The organism is Kitasatospora sp. MAP5-34 (assembly GCF_029894335.1).
In the GTDB taxonomy this organism is placed as follows: Bacteria; Actinomycetota; Actinomycetes; order Streptomycetales; family Streptomycetaceae; genus Kitasatospora.
This window is the reverse complement of the sequence record NZ_JARXZC010000001.1, coordinates 349,145-365,420: the sequence shown is the minus strand read 5'-3', so window position 1 is coordinate 365,420 and position 16,276 is coordinate 349,145. Positions and strand designations below refer to the sequence as shown.

Below are 16,276 nucleotides of genomic sequence, written 5' to 3'. Positions count from 1 at the left end.
CGCCCGACTGGGCGGAGCTGCCTTCCTTCTGTCGCTGGCCGCCCGGGCAGCTCGTACCACGTGTGCTGCCGTCGGCCACTCGATGTGAAGGCTGTGCTTTCCCAACTCGCCTCCTGCCGATCGGACTTCAGTGTCGATTTCTTCCTGCCGAGCGCTGAGGAGATGATCCACGACGCTGCACCGTGGTTGGCGCGTGCGTCCACGATCTTCGTGAACGCGGCCGAGTACCGACTCCTCGGCAGCGTCTTGGACACCGCGTTCCTACCCGAAGTCGTCGTCACCGACGGTCCAAGGGCCGCTCATGTACGGCATCTCGGGCGGCAGACAGCATCGGTCGTGCCGCCCTCGCGCGCACCGCGCGAGGTGTCCGGCGCCGGCGACACCTTCGCCGGAACGTTCCTTGCCCACCGCGCGGGCGGGGCGACACCCTCCCGGTCCCTTGCCGAGGCGGTCGCGGCTTCCGCCGAGTACGTCACGGCTCCGCCGCTCCCGATCCCGTTGCCCCGCCGCGCCTGACACAGCCCATTGGGGGTTCTCGGTGTTCTTCTACATCGCTCACCGGCTCTTCGCCGCTCATGACCGCTCGCTCGCTGCCGACCTCGCCCAGCGCCTGGCAGCGAAGGTCGGTGCTGAGCGTCTGTTCCTGCCCTTCTGCGACACCAACGAGGAGGACCTGGTGGCTGAGGTCAAAGGCCGCCGTCTCTTCGAGCTGGACCGCGAGCGGCTCGGCCGCCTCGACGTGATGATCGCCCTCCTGCACGGACCAAGCCTCGGCGACGGGGTCTGTATGGAGATCGGGTACGCCGTAGCTTCTGGCGTACCCGTAATGGTGGTCACCACCGACTTTCAGACCTACTCGCTGGCCGAGGACGGCCCTCGTCTCGACTTCCCGGACCCTCTCATCCAGGCCGTGGCCACCCGCGTCGTACGCATCGCCAGCCTCGGTGTTCTCGACCTGGTCGAACAACCTGACCGCTCCCGATTCGAGATCTTCCGGGCCCGTAATCTCGCCCAGGTGGACGCCGCCCTCGATGCCGCGGTCGAGGCCGTTGTCGGCCTTCCGGACCGCCCCGGGCGCCGTTGGAGCCCCTCACCTGCCCCCGGCTCCTACGTCTTGGTCGAGGCGTCGCCGTACGCCAGTTGGGGGCATGATCACCTGGCGGAGGCGTGCCTTGCCGCCGGTCACGCGGTGGCGGTACCCGGGCGCTTCGCAGCGCCGGACCCCGTGACAGCAGGGCTCGACGACCTAACCGCAGCATGCTCAGCGTCACGGCTCCTGGTCGACGTCTCGGGACCTGAGACCCCACCAGGTGCGGCCTTGCTGATCGGCGCCGCTGCAGCAAGCGGTGTGCGGATCGCCGCCTGCGTTCCGCGCCCCACCTTCACCCACGCACACGGCCGCGAGCCGAACTGGCGCAACCTCATGATCCAGTACGCCGTCGCGGACCGGCTCGACAGCCGTGAGGCGCTCCTGTCCTGGCTGGCCGCATGAACATAGAGAAGATCGCCGACGGCTACCAGACCCTGGTGCTCGAAGGCTGCGACGGGGTCGGCAAGAGCACGCTGGCCGAGCGCTTATCGACGTACCACGGCTTCACCGTGGTGCACTCGCCCAGAACTCCGGACCACCTCGACCTCGCGAGCCGGTACCGGACGCTCCTGGCCGAGCCCGGCCGCATCCTCTTCGACCGCTGCTTCCTCAGCGAGCTGGTCTACGGCCCTCTCCACCGAGGACGGTCACGGATCACGTGGAGCCAGGCGATCGACCTGGCCGAGAGCGTCATCGCCCGCTCCGGCCTCCTCGTCCACCTGACTGCACCTCCTGCCGTCGTCCATCAACGACTCCTCGCTCGCGACGGCGAGGCCATCGGTGTGGAGGAGGTCTCCGCCCTGATCACGGCCTACGACCGGGTCTTCGCGACTTTGGCGGAGTACACCGACGTGCTCACCCTCGACACCACGACGATCGAACTCCCCTCGGCAGGGTGACGGCTGACCGATGTGTGGCTACGCGGCACTTCGCCCCCGCTAGGCTTCGAAGGCACCTGCTGCACCAACGCCGGAGGAGCCTTGGAGATTCGATCCGCCCAGAAACTCGCCTGGGAAAACAAGAACCTCAAGGGGTTCAACACCACGGATGTGGCGCTTGAGTTCGGGCTTCTCACCGCTGAGGTCGGCGAAGCCTTCACCGCCTGGCGGAAGAGGCTGCCGGACTTCGGCGAGGAACTGGCCGACGTCTTCCTCTACTTGGTCGCGGTTGCCGAGATGAACGGCATCGACCTGGATCACGAGGTCACGCTGAAGATCGAGAAGAACGGCCGCCGCGAGTATCAGCGGACCGAACACGGCGTTCCCATTCGAGTCAGCGACGGTTGATCGTGCCCCGCCCGGACTGGAGCAGCCGGGGCTGACGACCAGCCCGGATGAACGGCTGCGTCGCAGATCAGGAGAGCCGCCGTGCCCGGCGGGGCGGGCGGACCCCGCCATCACGGCGCCCCGGCCGAACCCGAGCCCACAGCTCGATCGGCTTCGGGCACTCGGCAGTGGCTGCACGCTCCCGCGACAGGTCAGGTAGCGGCTCGTGGAACCAGAGTGTTCTCACTGGTCCGCCCAGCGAGGTAGTCGTCGACGTTGCGCACCGTCGCGTCGACGATCTGATGGACCGCGGTGCTTGTGAAGTACGCCTGATGCGAGGTCACCAGCACATTCGGAAACGTCATCAGCCGGGCAAGGGTGTCGTCGGCAATGCCGCCCAGTGACCTGTCGAAGTAGAAGAGCCCGGTCTCCTCCTCGTAGACGTCCAGACCCACGCCGGAGAGGCGACCGGCCCGAAGGGAGTCCACCAGGGCTGCGGTATCGAGCAGGCCGCCGCGACTGGAGTTGATCAGGATCGCGTCGTCCTTCATCCGGGCGAGTGCCGCGCGGTCGATGAGGTGCTGAGTCTCGGCAAGCAGGGGGACGTGCAGGCTCACCAGGTCCGATTCGGCGAGCAGCCAATCAAGGTCGGTGTAGGTCATGCCGAGGTCGAGGCAGGCTGGGTTCTCGACGATGTCCCAGCCAAGCAGGGTGACGCCGAAGCCTTGCGCGATCCGGGCGAAGCATGCGCCGATCCGGCCGGTGCCGACGACGCCGACGGTCATGCCGTGGACGTCACGCCCCATGAGGCCGTCGAGGCGGAAGTCGAACTCACGGGTGCGGTGGGCTGCTCGGATGACGCGACGGTTGACCGCGAGTGCGAGGGTCCAGGCGAACTCCGCGACGGAGTACGGGGAGTAGGTGAACACGCGGGAGACGGTGAGGCCGAGGTCCGCAGCGACGTCCAGGTCGATGTTGTTGAAGCCGGTGGACCGCTGGGCCACCATCCGGGTGCCGCCCGAGGCCAGGATGCGCAGGGTGGCGGCGTCCAGCTGTGCGTTGACGCTGGTGCTGATGACTTCGTGGCCGGCGGCGAGCGGGGCGGTGTCGGCGTTGAGGAAGACGTCCAGGCAGCGGACCTGGTGGCGCGTCGCGAAGGCCTGCTGGAGCAGCGGCCTCTCGTCTGCCTGCACACCGTACGCGAGGATCTCCATCTGCCCGCCCCGTTACAGAGTGCTGATGCGGCGGCCAGTAACACGGGCGGGAGCGATGCGGATCCACAGGTCGCGAGCGCCGCCCGCCCACGGCTTGGCTTCGGGCTCGTCTGCGAGTCGCTGGACGGTGTCGGGATCGGTGATGTGCTCGGCCGTGCCGACGATGAGGACGCTCCAGCCTTGGCGCAGGTGCTCGTCCACGTGGTCGACCTCGAAGGCGACCTCACTGCCCACAGCCAACGCCGTCACGCTGTCGGTGGTCGTCCGATAGACGATCGTGCCGCTGTCGACGGTGTAGTTCACCGGAAGCACGGCCGGCCCGGCCTCGCCGGAGACGGCCACGCGCCCGATTCCGTGTTCGCCGAGTTTGTCCCAGCATTCGGGTGTCGTGAGCTTCACCAGCACGGGATGGGGCGCGGCCGAAGCCTGTCCCGGCGGTGCGTCCGGTCGGCCTTCCAGCAGTTCCCGGTAGGTCACCTGCAGGGCGGCGGCCACGCGCAGGAGGGCGCCGGGGTCGAAGTTGGTGCCCAGGGCCTTCAGGTGCTGGAGGTAGCGGGGTGACATGCCCGCTTGCTTCGCCACCTGTTCGTCGGTGAGCCCGAGCGCCTGGCTCCTCAGCTCGATGCGCCGGGCGATATCACCGGCTGACGGCGAGGTTGCGCCCGACTCGTCAACGGGCTCGGCGTTCTCGTCCACGACCATCCACCTCCTGTCATCGAGCACGGGCACCGGCGGCAGAACCTGTGTCCGGATCCCCGCTCTCGCCCTCGGATTCTTCCCCTCCGCAGGTGCCCGAGCCCGGACGGCGCGCCGTCGCGCGGCCGAGTGGGTCGCCGGGTCGGCTCGGGTCCGGTACAGGGCGACCTCCAGCGCGCAGTTCTGCCCAGCACCGCCGAAGACGCCGTAGGCCTCCTGCATCTCGATGTTCGGTCATGGTGCGAGGTCGCGGCGGGCGAGCAGCCGGAACGCCACGGCGATCCCGGCCACCCCGACGGCAGTGAGCACGCCGAGTGCTGCCCAGGGGACGGTGCCGTGCGCGAGCGCGTCCCCCGGCGCGTAGTAGTGGAACGCGCTGACGTAGCGCAGCGGCGCCGCCTTCGACCAGGCCAGTGCGACGAAGTTGACGGCGAAACCGACCGCGCCCAGTGCGATGGTGGCTCCGACGACCTGGGACTTGCGGCGGCCGACCGCGGAGACCGCCAGTGCCGGGCCGGTCAGGCTCAGCGCGAAGGCGCAGCCGAGCAGTCCGGCGACGAACACCCCGCCGATCGACACGGCGTGGTGCAGTTTGGGCGAGAGCGCGACCCCGGCGGCCACCACCAGCGTGGCCGCCGCGTTGAGTGCCACCGAGGCGATGGCGAGTGCCGCCGTGCGCTCGGCCAGCAGCCGGTTGCGGGAGACCGGACGGGCCATCAGCAGCTCGATGGTGCCCGACTCCACGTCGGCGGCGACTGCGGCGGCGGCCAGTGAGCCGATCACGGTGAGCTGCAGGGCGATCCAGAACGGGTGGACCAGGCCGGCTCCGAGCAGGCCCGGGTAGCTGGCGATCGACACGTCGCCGGTGGAGCCGCTGAAGGCCTTGAACGCACCGGGCGGTGTCCGGCCGCCGCCGGCGAAGAGCTGCCCGGGTGAGAGAGTGCTGGCGATCACCACGATGAGGGTCTCGAAGACGACCATGCCAAGTAGCAGGGCCACCAGCATCCGTCGGCGGCGGTGAAGGGCCAGCCAGAGCAGGGGGAAGCGGCTCCTCATGGCCGCACCTCGGGGGTGGGGGTGCGGTAGAGGTCGAGGAAGGCCTCGTCCAGCCCGGCTTCCTCGACGGTCAGGTCGGCCACCGGAAGCGTCAGCAGATCGCGCAGTGCGGTGACCAGCTCGTCCGGGGGCACCAGCAGCACGACCCGATCGCCGTCCCAGCGCGGCGACCAGCGTTCGGCCGCACCGAGCGGGCGAGGGCCCAGGCCGTCGGCGAAGGTCAGCCGCACCCGCCTGGCCCGAGCCTCACGCAGTGCGGCCACCGTCTGGACCGTCACCAGCCGACCGGCCCGCACGATCGCCACCCGACCACAGGCCCGCTGCACCTCCGGCAGCACATGACTGGAGAGCAGCACCGTCCGCCCGGCGGCGGTGGCCTCCGTCAGCAGCTCGAAGAACGTTTCCTGAACCAGCGGATCGAGGCCCTCGGTGGGCTCGTCGAGGATCACCAACTCCGGGTCGTGCTGCAGGGCCTGGACCAGGCCGAGCTTCTGCTTCATCCCGCGCGAGTACTCCAGGACAGTGCGTCCCAGATCCGCCGGGGAGAGCCCCAGGCGATCGCAGAGCTCACCACGGCGGGGCGTCGCCGCACCCTGCAGGTCGGCCAACAGTCGCAGGGTATGATGACCAGTCAACTCCGGATAGAGCCGCAACTCCCCAGGCAGGTAACCGAGAGCGGACGCGAGTCGGCGGTGGTCGGCAACCGGATCAAGGCCGAGGACGCGGACTTGCCCCGCCGTGGGCCGCAGCAGGCCCACCAGGCAGCGGATGGTGGTGGTCTTGCCCGCTCCGTTGGGCCCGAGGAAACCGAACACCTCTCCTGACGCGACGCTGATGTCCAGCTGCTCGATGCCCACGGTGCTGCCGTAGCGCTTGGTGAGCGAGCTGAGTTTGATCACCGTCGCGGTGCCGGCCATCGCCGCCTCCTCGCCCGTGGATTCATCGAGCGTTCGATTCGGGGCCTCGGCTCCGTCAATGCGTGGGAGGGTCCGTTGTGACGTCGTGTTCTATGCGGCCGAGCTGCAACCTGCTCAGGGGCCAGCCGGGGGGTACGACTGCGACCGGGCAGTGGGCGTGGTGTACGACTGCCTGGCTCACCGATCCGATCCGACGGAAGGGACCTTCCGCGCTTCCGTGGCGGCCGACCACCACGAGCTGGTGTGTCTCGGACAGCTCTACCAGGTGCTTCGCCGGCCCGGAGCGGACGACGTCCTCGATGACGGGCACCTCAGAGTACTTCTCCCGCCACCCGGACATGACTTCGGCCAGCAGCCGGCTCTCCGCCGCCGCCACGTGGCTCTCTTCGTACACCGGTGGGAACTCGTGCCCAGGACCGAGGACCAGCGGGTAGCTCCAGGCGTGCACAGCACGTAGGGGAAGGTGCCGTCTCTGGGCGGTCTCGAAGGCGAAGGCCAGCAGTTCGTCGCTCGGTTCGCGCCCGTGCACCCCGACAACCAGACCGTCCCGCGAGTCATCGTCTGCGAGGGCTTTACTCGCGGCTTCTCGGAAAACGACGACCGGGCAGGCGGCGTGGGCGGTGACGTGCAGGCTCGTCGAGCCGACCAGTAGTCCGGGGAAACCTCCCGAACCGCGCGAGCCCAGGACGAGCAGGGCAGCCGCAGCGCTGAGGGCGACCAGCGCCTCGCGAGGGCTCGAGTCCACGACGCCGCTGCTGACCTCCAGATCGGGGTGGCGGGCGGCGACCCGTTCCGCCAGTGTGGCGAGCGCTTCCTCGCCCGCGCGCCGCAGGCGTAGGGCGTCCAGCGACGGGGGTGCCTGGTGTGGCTCCCACAGCCACGCGTGGACGAGGTGTAGTCGCGTGCCTCTCAGGTGAGCCTCGTCGGCGGCCCAGTCGGCCGCATCGCCGGTGCTCGCCGGGTCGTCAACGCCGACTATGACGGGGTCTGCCATGGCATGCTCCTTCGTTCCGGATGGCGGAGCTCGCGCTCCGAGATCCTCCGGACCAGGGCCGGCAGCTGCCCACCCTGCTTACGATCGTCGACCGGTGCTTCCGTGGCGGCAACCGACACGGTCGCTCTTGGCCTGCCGGTCCTGGCCGGTTCTTCAGCCGCGGAGGGCCTCCAGTGCCGCGCGGAGGCGTACCGCCGCCTCGTCGGCGACCGGTGCAAGTTCTGGTCGGCCGGTGACCTGCACCATGACCTGGGGATCGAGGGCCTCCACCACGGTTCGGCCATCCTCCGTGCGGACGACGACATTGCACGGCAGAAGCAGTCCGATCCGGCGGTCCACGCCCAGTGCGCGGTGCGCGAGTGGCGGGTTGCACGCCCCGAGGATCAGGTAGTCCTCCATCTCTTCTCCGAGCTTGGCCCGAAGCGTCGCCTGCACGTCGATCTCTGTCAGGACGCCGAAGCCCTGTTCCTGAAGCGCCGCACGGACACGCTCGACGGTGTCAGCGAACGGCGCCGTGAGCCGAAGGGTGATGCTGTACTCCATAACGGGTCTCCTTGATCTTGCTCCCATGCCCGCCGCAGGCGCGCCGGCAACGGGCGCGGTTCACTGGTCCCCGGTACCAGGCTGGCGCCGGGTCCGTCCGGACCACAGGGGCTCGACCCGCTCCCAGGCCGGCTCCCAGGCGCCCAGCGCACGGCGGTCGAGCGCCCGGCGTCGAAGCGCACCGAACATCAGAGTGGCGGCGGACAGCCCGGCCAGGCTTCCGAGACCGGCGGTGACAGCGTCCGTCACGATCTGGGTGCCGAGCCGAGGCGGGGAAACGGGCCGGCCAGTGTCGTTCACCCAGATGACCACGGCCGCACCGGCGCCGGTGCCATTCGGGACGTCCACCTGGCCAGTGCCGCGACCCGTAGGCGGATAGTCCCAGGTCACCTGGGCTTGAGCGCCATTTTGACTGCTTACGCCCGTGGCGGTGTCCTGTACCGCCGCCGTCATGGTGGTCGCGGTGATCCGGTGACGGTGCTGCGTCTCGTAGCGGGCACCGGCCTGGTCGCGGAGCAGCACGGCCTGAGCGATCAGCAGGGAGAGGGCGAGCGATGCGATGAGAGAGAGCCCGAGGGCGAGGACGAGTCGGCTGCGTGCCCGGTCGATGCGGCGGCACAGCGGATTGGGGTCCTTACCGAGCGAACGGCGCAGATGGCACCAGAGGCGTGTTCGATGCGCAGCACGTCCGTGCCGTTCGGATATGGAGGGCATGACGAGCCTCCTCGCTCGGACAGAGCCGTCCACCGGGGCAGAAGCAGGGGCCGCGGCCTCAGAGTCCGAGCCGCGAGCCGGAGACCAGTTCCGGATCGACCCGCAGGAACGAGTGCGCGGCGCGGCGGCCCCACGGTTGCGGGCCGTGCTGGTGCAGGTCGGCGAGCTGGGCAGGATCCGTGAGTAGGTGGGAACGGCCGATGATCAGGACGGTCCAGCCCTGGAGAGTCTGTCCGTCGAGCAGGTCGGCCTGGAATCCGACCACCACGTCCTCCAGCGAGGCGGCGAGGTGTGAGCCGATGGGCAGCGGGATGACCACGGCGTCCTCGGAGTCCACGGCATAGCAGGTCGGCGTGACGGCCGGCATCGCGTCCTCGGTGTGGATGAGACGTCCGACCGCCTGCTGGCGCAGCAGGTCCAGGCTCTGCGCGCGCGTGCAGACGTCCCGGGGCAACTGATCGCCCGGTTCTCCCTGCTGCCCGGTGAGGAATCGCGTCGTCCTGGGCGCGTCAGGCGGGGGCATCGGGTCCTCCGTCCAGGACGTCGGCCGCCGCACTGCGGGGCGTCGCTGCCCCATCGGGCCCGTACCCCAGGCGGATCAGCATCTGGGGGTGGCCCGGACCATGGCGCGGGTCGCGCAGGGACCACCGCAGGTCCGGCCACTCCATGGCCTGGTGCAGCAGAGACGCCTGCAGACCGTGCGCGGTGGCGAGTAGCAGGACGTGTTCGAGTGCCTGGCCCGCGCGCAACCAGTCGGCAGGCTCGTCGTGCGCGGTCGATAGCAGGCCGATGCAGGGGTGTCGCTCGAAGAGGGCCGGGGGTAGGTGCTCGGCGGGCCGGATGGCGGAGAAGTCCCGGACCGGCAATCGGCCATGGACATCCTGCGGGCCGAGCGCCGCCGCCGGAATGCCGTACGGGCCGTCATCGGCTCCGTGGATCGCGTGGCGGCTCTCGGCACTGCGCCGGGGCTCGGTGGTGTTGCGCCGCTCAGCCTCTGCGGTCACCGCCAGCAGCCGGTGGACCTCCGCCTCACTCGGCAGGTCGAGTTCGGCTCCCTCCGCGAGGGCGGCCTCGGCGAGTTCGGCGAGGACAGCGGGGTCGACGGGTTGGTCGGAGAAGGGAAGGCGGCTGCTGTGCCGTCGCCAGATCGCTTCATGGAGGTCCGGCTGACCTGCGGCGGCGGTGCGAGTCGGGCCCGCGAGGCGGACCGCGGCGAGCAGGTCCGGCTCCGCCGGATGCGGCAGGAGTCGCACAACAGGTTCGCGGCCCAGGTGTCGGACAGCGACCCGGAGGTTGAACACGGCCGCGCCGACCGAGACGTACACGGCGCGGTCTGCCGGATCGCTGACCTGGAGTGTCGCCTGCGGAACGGCCCGGACCTCCAGCGTGGTGGTCTCGGGACGGAATCGGAAGCGCCAGGGCTGGGTGTTGTGCATGGACGGTGCCGCGACTGCGGCGGAGACCAGCTTCTCCAGGGTTGCGGCGTCGAGAGTCGAGGTGAGCATGAGGGCCTCCTCCGCCGTGCGGGAGGGAGATCTCTCCTCCCACTGCTCATCCTGCGCGTGGCAGGCCATCCAAGGAGGGGCCAACCGGCCCTGATCCAGCGGCCACCTGGCACCAGCCACGAACCTGGGGAGCACCCCGGCGGCGGATCCGGCGTTCCTCCCGTGCCGCGACGGGGGCCGCTCGGTCCCGCCTCCCGTGCCGACCGGCCCTGTCCAGGCCCCCAACTCGGGGGCAAAGTGATCAGAGGGACACCTGCGGGGGGGTCGGCCCGGGAGGCACACGATGATCCACGACTTCGACCACCACGGGGGCATGAGCGGCTGGGGGTACGGGCTGATGACGCTGGTCATCGTGGCCTTCGTGATCCTGGTCGCCCTGTTGGCGGTCATGGCGTACCACCGGCTCGGTGACCGCCATCCCGCCGACCACCAGGTCCCCGGCGGCCACCAGCCCGCGCATCAGCCGGACCCGGAGCGGTTGCTGGCAGAGCGCTACGCCCGCGGCGAGATCGACGACGAGTACCGACGTCGGCTGAAGACTCTGCGAGATCGAGACTGACCCGCGCGGGCCGGAGAAAGAGAGGCGAGTGCGATGACCGTACGGCTGCACAGACCGTCCAGGTCCGCCGACGCTGCCGAGAGGGCGAGCACGGCGCGGGATCGGGCCACTGACGCGATCGGGAAACGCCCGACGCGCCCACGCACCGGCAGCGGGTCGTCGGACGGGCTCCCGCACCTGACCCGGGTTGGCGAGGTGATGGCACGTCAGGTCGTCGCGATCGATCCGCGAGCCGGATTCGCCGTCGTCGTCTCCGCTCTGCAGGAGCATCACCACGACATGCTGCCCGTGGTCGACCGCGAGCGGCACGTGATGGGCATGGTCTGCGCCTCGGACCTGCTCGCCAAACTCGCCGTCCAGGCACTGCCTCATCGGTCCATGCTGTGGGAGTCCCGGACTGTGCGAGCGATCCGGCGCAAGGCGGCGGCCATCGAGGCCGGTGAACTGATGACCACTCCGGCCGTGACCGTCCGCGAGCGGACAACCGTGGAGCAGGCGGCTCTGCTGGCGATGCGGCACCGCGTCCACCATCTGCCCGTGGTCGACGCCCGGCGGCAGCTGACCGGGATCGTATGCCTCTGCGATTTGCTGGACGTGCTGCGCCGCGACGACGCCGCCATTCGCGCGGAAGTCGAGGCAGTCGCGCTGACCCCGGACCTCGGCACGGTGGCCTCGACCCTACGGGTCGACTGTGTACGCGGCCGGGTGACGCTCGACGCCCGGACTGTCCACCACCATCAAGCTGACCGGCTGCGCGAGCGGGTGCGGGCCGTCGAGGGCGTCGTCAGCGTCGCCGACGACCTGCGCTGGGAGATCGACGACGTCGGACTGGCCGGTCCCCAGACATCCAGCTGACCCCTTTTCCCCAAGGCCGTCTGGCTGCCGTCGGCACATTACGGACGATCGCCCGACCCACCGAACAGGGCGCCTGGCTACGAATTGGTGCGTGCTATTCGGGCACCGGGCTCGGCGTGCTGAACGTGGACGAAATGGTGGATGTGCGCGCCGGACCGGGGAACACCAACGGAACACCAACGTGGTTCGCCCGGTGTCCGACCACCACACGTCGTACGGCGGGCTGCCGTCCTCGTGGTGCAGCGCGACGACCTCGCCATCCCGGCGCGGCGCGCCGATGGTGGAGCCCTCCACAACGAGCCGGTCACCTACGGTCGCTCTCATTGCGGCCTCCTTCCGTCCGGGCGCCGGGCAGGCGCCCGCTCGCGGCATGCCAACAGCGCGCACCCGGGAGCCTCATTGCACCCGGATGATGCGGCCGGTGACGGTGTCCGGCACGATCCGTACCCATACGTCTCGTCGCCCGCCGGGCCAGGGCGTCGGCCCGGGTCCGTGTGCCGGGCGGCCAGTCTCGGCGGGCCCCGTGATCTGCTCGGCGGGGCCGATCATCAGCACGCTCCAGCCCTGGCTGAGGGCCTCGTCCATGTGATCTACCTCGAACGCCACCCGGTGGCCTATGGCTGTAGCCGGCACGCTTCCCGAAGCCGTGCGATAGACGATCGCCCCGTCCAGCACCTGGTAGTTCACGGGAAGGACGATCGGGTCGGACGAGGTGGAGAACGCCACTCGGCCGACACCGCGCTCCGCCAACCGGGCCCAGCACTCCGCCGGACCGAGCGCCTCCAGAAGCGGTCTGGCGGCGGCGTCGGCCCGGCCCGGCGGCTGGTCGACGTTGCCGCCCAGCAGCTCCGACTCCGAGGTCTCCAGCACACCAGCAAGCCGTAGTAGGGCTCCAGTTTCGACCTCCGCAGGCCGTGTCTCCAGGTACTCCAGGAAGTTGGGTGCCATACCCGCACGCTCCGCTGTCTCCTCGCGGGTGAGCCCCAATTGTCTGCGCCGCTGTGCCACTCGTCTGCCGAAGTCCCCGGAGCCGAGCGCGGACGACGTGTTCTCAGACATGACTCCTCTTTGTCCTCTCGTTGCGCGGCCCCGGGGGCCACATCCTGCGTGAGTATCCGATCAAGGCGTGGGGGTGGCTGCCACCTTGGGTGGCACGGGCGTCCACGAGCCCACTTCCCCCCTCCGAGGCCGGGTTACCGGCCGCCGTTCCCCTGTGCCCGCAGCTCGGCGCCGATTTCGTGGGCCCAGTGCTGGACGCGTTCCGGGTTGCGGAAGTCGCCCGCCTTGTCGTGCCGAACCAGCGTGCGGGCGATCCATCCCGGGGTTGTGGCGGTGATGCTGCCTCCGAAGGTGACGTGCCCTCGGGCGTGCAGGCGCTCCATCTCCTTGGCCGCGCCGCGCACCGGCGGGATGTCGTGCTGTTCGGCCGAGCTGTCCACCGGGCCGCTGCTGAACAGCCACACGGGGCGCTCGCTGAGCGCCTCGGCGTTGCGGTGGGCGCAGCGCAGGGCGTCGCGGTGCCAGTGGCCGGCGTATAGGGAGCTGCCGAGCACCACGGCGTCGAAGTCCTTAACGTCCTGGACGTCTCTGGCGGGGACCACGGCTGTGTCGAAGCCGTCCTCGCGCAGCGACTTGCCGATCTCTTCTGCGATTCCGGCCGTGGCGCCGTGTTTGCTGCCGTAGGCCACGAGTATCCGGTTGGTCTTCATTGACGGGTCCTCCTGACTGTGCGGGGGCGGTGTGCGGCCGGATCCGCAGGCCCGGCCGCGAGGTGTGTTCATTCAGGCCGCTTGACCGGGATGCTGCGAGCTGTCTCCTTGGCCTGTTCGGCCAGCGGGACGCGGACGGTGAGGATGCCGTCCTGATAGTCGGCCTCGACGCCCTCCTCCGGGATCGGGACGGGCAGCCGTACGGACCGTTGGAAGGAGCCGTAGCGGAACTCCGAGTGCTGCTTGTCCTGCTTGCTCTCGGTGTGTTCGGCCCGGACGGTGAGGACATCGCCCTCAGCCGTGATCTCGATCTCGTGCTCGGGGTCCATGCCCGGCAGCTCGGCGCGCACGACGTAGTGACCGTCCTCCTCGGTCACCTCGATCGGGATCGGGTGGAGGTCGGGGCCACCACGCACCGGGAGGGTGGGGAAGCCCGACCCCAGCCAGTCGATCAGGTCCGGCAGCATCACCCGGTGCCGAGGGAGCAGAGATCCAGCCATGATGGCCTCCTCTCCGGCGCTGAGGCGCCGTGGGAAAGATCCAAGTCCTTGCCTTCTCACCCTCCCTCGCCGGTTGGTCGATGTCATGGGGCGTTCAGTCCTGTTCCGGGGCCGTTCGGCCCTCATCCGCCGAGCCCCTCGGTCGATGACCCAGTACCGCTGACGCGTCAGAGCGTGAACGTGCGGCTCTCGCCCGGTCGCACGGTGGTGAGGGAACCACGGAAGCCGATCCGGACCGGGATGTGCTGCCCCGGTCGCAGGCTCACGGTCACCTGGCGTCGGGCCACCGTGACAACCACACCCCAGTGGCCCCGATAGCGCAGCTCGACCTCCAGGCGGCCAAGGGATTCGGGCAGGTGGGGGTCGAGCCAGAGCGCGTCCTGCCGGGTCTCGAGGCCGGTGTAGCAGCGTTGCATCAGGTCCACGGTGCCCGCCATGGCGCCCAGGTGGATGCCCTCGGCGGTGGTGCCGCCCTGTACGTCGTGGAGGTCGCCGGCGAGCGCCTCGCGGAAGAAGCGCCAGGAGGCTGTGCGGTTCGAGCGGGCCAGGACCCAGGCGTGCACGACCGAGCTGAGGGTCGAGCCGTGCACGGTGCGTGGCAGGTAGTAGTCGACGGTCCGGTGGAGCAGTTCGTGTCCGGCCGGGTAGCCGAGGCGGCGCAGCAGGTCGCGCATCTCCCGGGCGGAGAACAGGTAGTAGAGCATCAGCACGTCGGCTTGTTTGGACGCCTTGTAGCGGTTGACGCTGTCGCCCTCCGCCTCCAGGATCCGGTCGAGGCGGCGGATGTCCGGGTAGCGGCGTCGGTACTCCTCCCAGTCGAGTTCGGCCAGCCGCTCGTAGCCGGCGAACTGGCTGAGCACGCCGTCGTGGAAGGGCACGTGCAGTCGGCGGCTGACGTCCTGCCAGCGGTCGAGTTCGGTGGAGTCGAGGGCCAGGCGCTCGCGGAGTTCGTCGCGGCGGTAGCCGGGGAGGGCGTCGAGGGAGTCGAGCGCGCGGGCGAGCACCCAGGAGGCGAGCACGTTGGTGTAGGTGTTGTCGTCGATGCCGGGCCGCTCGGACTGCGGGTAGCCGTCGTGGTACTCGTCAGGGCCCATCACGCCCCGGATCGTGTACCGCTGCTGCTGCGGGTCGTAGGCGGCGGTGTCGGCCCAGAAGCGGGCGATCTCCAGCAGCATCTCGGCCCCGGTGGTGGCAAGGAAGTCGAGGTCCCCGGTGGCCTGGTAGTACTGCCAGACGTTGTAGGCGACCGCCGAGCCGACGTGGCGCTGCAGGTGGCTGCGGTCCGCGAGCCAGCGGCCCGACATCGGGTTGAGGTGCAGGCGCGGTGCCTTCTCGGTGCCGTCGCTCGCGCTCTGCCACGGGTACATGGCTCCTCGGTGCCCGGCCTCGCGGGCGGCCTGTCGGGCCGCGTCGAGGCGCCGGTATCGGTAGCGCAGGACGGCGCGGCTGAGTTCCGGCAGGCGCAGGTTGAGTGTCTGGAGCACGAAGAGTTCGTCCCAGAAGATGTGGCCGCGGTAGGCCTCGCCGTGCCATCCCCGGGCCGGGATCCCGGCGTCCAGGTCGGCGGTGTGCTCGGAGTAGGTCTGCAGCAGGTGGAACAAATGCAGGTGCAGGGCGCCGACGTCGGCGAAGTCCACGTCCGTGCGGCAGCGGCGCCACAGCTCCTCCCAGCGCAGTGCGTGCGCGCGCAGCAGGTCCTCGAAGCTGTCGGCGTGCGATGCCAGGCGTACGGCGGCGCGCACCGGATCGTCGACGGCGGGGTCGCGGGAGGTGTACATGGCCACGGTCTTCTCGACCGTCACGGGCTGGCCGGTGACGGCGTCCACGGTGATGGTCCGGGCGGCCCAGCCGTCCCGGAACTCGTTCTGGCAGTCGGCCGTCGGCTGGATACCGTCACGGTGCAGCCGCGTCCGGGCCGCCAGCGCGACGTGCAGGGGCGATCCGGTGGCGCGGGTCTGGAGCCAGAGCAGCTCCTCACCGTCCGTTCCCTGGCCGACGGCGGTGAGGTGACGACTGGTCAGTCCCCGGTAGCGGGCCACGCCGGTGTTGGCCACCGTACCGTCGAGCGCGGAGCGGACCTCCAGCCGGCCCGACCAGTTCTCCGGAACCAGGATCGTCTCCAGGGCTACCAGGTGGGGCTGGGCGAGGCTGGCGATCCGCCGCTGCACCAGGCGGGTGCGACGGCCCAGGGCGTCGACCACCAGAGCCCGCCGGGTCAGTACACCGCGCCGCAGGTCGAGGTCCAGCCGCTGCGACCTGACCTCCGTCGCCGTGTCACCACCGAACCACTCCCGCGTGCCCGCGACCCGGAAGGTCAAGGGCAGCCAGTTGGGACAGTTGACCAGGTCCTCGTTCTCCACCTCGCCCCCGTCGAGGACGGAGGTGACCCGGTCGTAGCAGCCCGCCAGGTAGGTTCCGGGGTAGTGAACTCCGTCGGCCGGGGACTCGGGAGCGGCTCCCCGGCTGACCAGGTAGCCGTTGCCCACCGCGCACAGCGCCTCCCGGCGGCCCTCGTCCGCGGGGTCGAAGCCGTCGAAGGCCAGCACCCACGGGTCCGGTTCGGCAGCCCGTTCGGCCGGCTCGTCCGACTGGTCTTCGCTGTCCACGGACTCTCCCTCACCGGGCGCGGCGCCGCACGTCCTCAGCCCAGTCTGCCGGT

The 16,276-nt window shown here is 70.1% G+C and carries 19 protein-coding genes and 1 pseudogene; 6 read left to right on the top strand and 14 right to left on the bottom strand.

The window, feature by feature from the left end; translation table 11 throughout:
* Window positions 1-60 precede the first annotated feature (60 nt).
* The 4 genes from P3T29_RS01700 to P3T29_RS01685 all read left to right on the top strand — a co-directional run bounded on the left by P3T29_RS01700 (window position 61) and on the right by P3T29_RS01685 (window position 2,376).
* The gene (locus P3T29_RS01700; protein ID WP_348532782.1) at window positions 61-516 is read left to right on the top strand and encodes a PfkB family carbohydrate kinase; all 456 of its coding nucleotides are present in this window, start codon (window positions 61-63) and stop codon (window positions 514-516) included.
* Window positions 517-538: 22 nt separating this feature from the next.
* On the top strand, window positions 539-1,492 hold the full coding sequence (locus tag P3T29_RS01695) for a nucleoside 2-deoxyribosyltransferase (RefSeq protein ID WP_280714387.1): 954 nt from the start codon (window positions 539-541) through the stop codon (window positions 1,490-1,492).
* Window positions 1,489-1,989: a hypothetical protein gene (locus tag P3T29_RS01690; RefSeq protein ID WP_280714386.1), complete on the top strand. Its 501-nt coding sequence runs from the start codon at window positions 1,489-1,491 to the stop codon at window positions 1,987-1,989. The genes P3T29_RS01695 and P3T29_RS01690 overlap by 4 nt, the downstream gene beginning before the upstream one ends.
* Window positions 1,990-2,070: 81 nt before the next feature.
* Window positions 2,071-2,376, top strand: coding sequence for a MazG nucleotide pyrophosphohydrolase domain-containing protein (locus P3T29_RS01685; protein ID WP_280714385.1), 306 nt, complete (start codon window positions 2,071-2,073; stop codon window positions 2,374-2,376).
* A 191-nt stretch (window positions 2,377-2,567) separates the two neighbouring features.
* On the opposite strand, the gene P3T29_RS01680 is transcribed toward P3T29_RS01685, so the two are convergent.
* From P3T29_RS01680 to P3T29_RS01640, 9 genes are all read right to left on the bottom strand, one after another.
* Window positions 2,568-3,569 carry a 2-hydroxyacid dehydrogenase gene (locus P3T29_RS01680; protein WP_280714384.1) on the bottom strand — a complete coding sequence of 334 codons (1,002 nt, stop codon included), beginning with the start codon at window positions 3,567-3,569 and terminating at the stop codon, window positions 2,568-2,570.
* Between the two features lie 12 nt (window positions 3,570-3,581).
* Complete coding sequence (locus P3T29_RS01675) at window positions 3,582-4,265, bottom strand: pyridoxamine 5'-phosphate oxidase family protein (protein WP_280714383.1); 684 nt, start codon at window positions 4,263-4,265, stop codon at window positions 3,582-3,584.
* Window positions 4,266-4,499: 234 nt separating this feature from the next.
* Complete coding sequence (locus P3T29_RS01670) at window positions 4,500-5,321, bottom strand: ABC transporter permease subunit (RefSeq protein ID WP_280714382.1); 822 nt, start codon at window positions 5,319-5,321, stop codon at window positions 4,500-4,502.
* Window positions 5,318-6,238 (bottom strand): ATP-binding cassette domain-containing protein, encoded by a 921-nt coding sequence (locus P3T29_RS01665; RefSeq protein ID WP_280714381.1) that lies wholly within the window; start codon window positions 6,236-6,238, stop codon window positions 5,318-5,320. The genes P3T29_RS01670 and P3T29_RS01665 overlap by 4 nt, the downstream gene beginning before the upstream one ends.
* Before the next feature lie 55 nt (window positions 6,239-6,293).
* Window positions 6,294-7,232, bottom strand: coding sequence for a universal stress protein (locus P3T29_RS01660; protein WP_280714380.1), 939 nt, complete (start codon window positions 7,230-7,232; stop codon window positions 6,294-6,296).
* A 153-nt stretch (window positions 7,233-7,385) separates the two neighbouring features.
* Complete coding sequence (locus P3T29_RS01655) at window positions 7,386-7,775, bottom strand: DUF302 domain-containing protein (protein ID WP_280714379.1); 390 nt, start codon at window positions 7,773-7,775, stop codon at window positions 7,386-7,388.
* A gap of 60 nt (window positions 7,776-7,835) precedes the next feature.
* Window positions 7,836-8,489: a hypothetical protein gene (locus P3T29_RS01650; RefSeq protein ID WP_280714378.1), complete on the bottom strand. Its 654-nt coding sequence runs from the start codon at window positions 8,487-8,489 to the stop codon at window positions 7,836-7,838.
* A gap of 58 nt (window positions 8,490-8,547) precedes the next feature.
* Window positions 8,548-9,012 carry a pyridoxamine 5'-phosphate oxidase family protein gene (locus tag P3T29_RS01645; protein ID WP_280714377.1) on the bottom strand — a complete coding sequence of 155 codons (465 nt, stop codon included), beginning with the start codon at window positions 9,010-9,012 and terminating at the stop codon, window positions 8,548-8,550.
* Entirely contained in the window at window positions 8,999-9,994 is a 996-nt protein-coding gene (locus P3T29_RS01640; RefSeq protein ID WP_280714376.1) for a nitroreductase family protein, read from the bottom strand. The genes P3T29_RS01645 and P3T29_RS01640 overlap by 14 nt, the downstream gene beginning before the upstream one ends.
* A gap of 283 nt (window positions 9,995-10,277) precedes the next feature.
* Between P3T29_RS01640 and P3T29_RS01635 the strand changes: the two genes are divergently transcribed.
* Together P3T29_RS01635 and P3T29_RS01630 are read left to right on the top strand one after the other, a co-directional pair.
* A complete protein-coding gene (locus P3T29_RS01635) occupies window positions 10,278-10,553 on the top strand; it encodes an SHOCT domain-containing protein (protein WP_280714375.1) in 276 nt (91 codons plus the stop codon).
* A gap of 198 nt (window positions 10,554-10,751) precedes the next feature.
* The gene (locus P3T29_RS01630) at window positions 10,752-11,408 is read left to right on the top strand and encodes a CBS domain-containing protein (RefSeq protein ID WP_280714374.1); all 657 of its coding nucleotides are present in this window, start codon (window positions 10,752-10,754) and stop codon (window positions 11,406-11,408) included.
* 171 nt (window positions 11,409-11,579) lie between these two features.
* Here the strand turns inward: P3T29_RS01630 and P3T29_RS01625 are convergent.
* From P3T29_RS01625 to P3T29_RS01605, 5 genes and pseudogenes are all read right to left on the bottom strand, one after another.
* A pseudogene (locus P3T29_RS01625) lies at window positions 11,580-11,732 on the bottom strand (DUF1918 domain-containing protein); the annotation flags it as partial.
* Window positions 11,733-11,804: 72 nt separating this feature from the next.
* The gene (locus P3T29_RS01620; RefSeq protein ID WP_280714373.1) at window positions 11,805-12,467 is read right to left on the bottom strand and encodes a pyridoxamine 5'-phosphate oxidase family protein; all 663 of its coding nucleotides are present in this window, start codon (window positions 12,465-12,467) and stop codon (window positions 11,805-11,807) included.
* Between the two features lie 134 nt (window positions 12,468-12,601).
* Window positions 12,602-13,117, bottom strand: coding sequence for a flavodoxin domain-containing protein (locus tag P3T29_RS01615; protein WP_280714372.1), 516 nt, complete (start codon window positions 13,115-13,117; stop codon window positions 12,602-12,604).
* A gap of 68 nt (window positions 13,118-13,185) precedes the next feature.
* Entirely contained in the window at window positions 13,186-13,617 is a 432-nt protein-coding gene (locus P3T29_RS01610; RefSeq protein ID WP_280714371.1) for an Hsp20/alpha crystallin family protein, read from the bottom strand.
* A gap of 167 nt (window positions 13,618-13,784) precedes the next feature.
* The gene (locus P3T29_RS01605; protein ID WP_280714370.1) at window positions 13,785-16,223 is read right to left on the bottom strand and encodes a glycosyl hydrolase family 65 protein; all 2,439 of its coding nucleotides are present in this window, start codon (window positions 16,221-16,223) and stop codon (window positions 13,785-13,787) included.
* Between the last annotated feature and the right edge of the window lie 53 nt (window positions 16,224-16,276).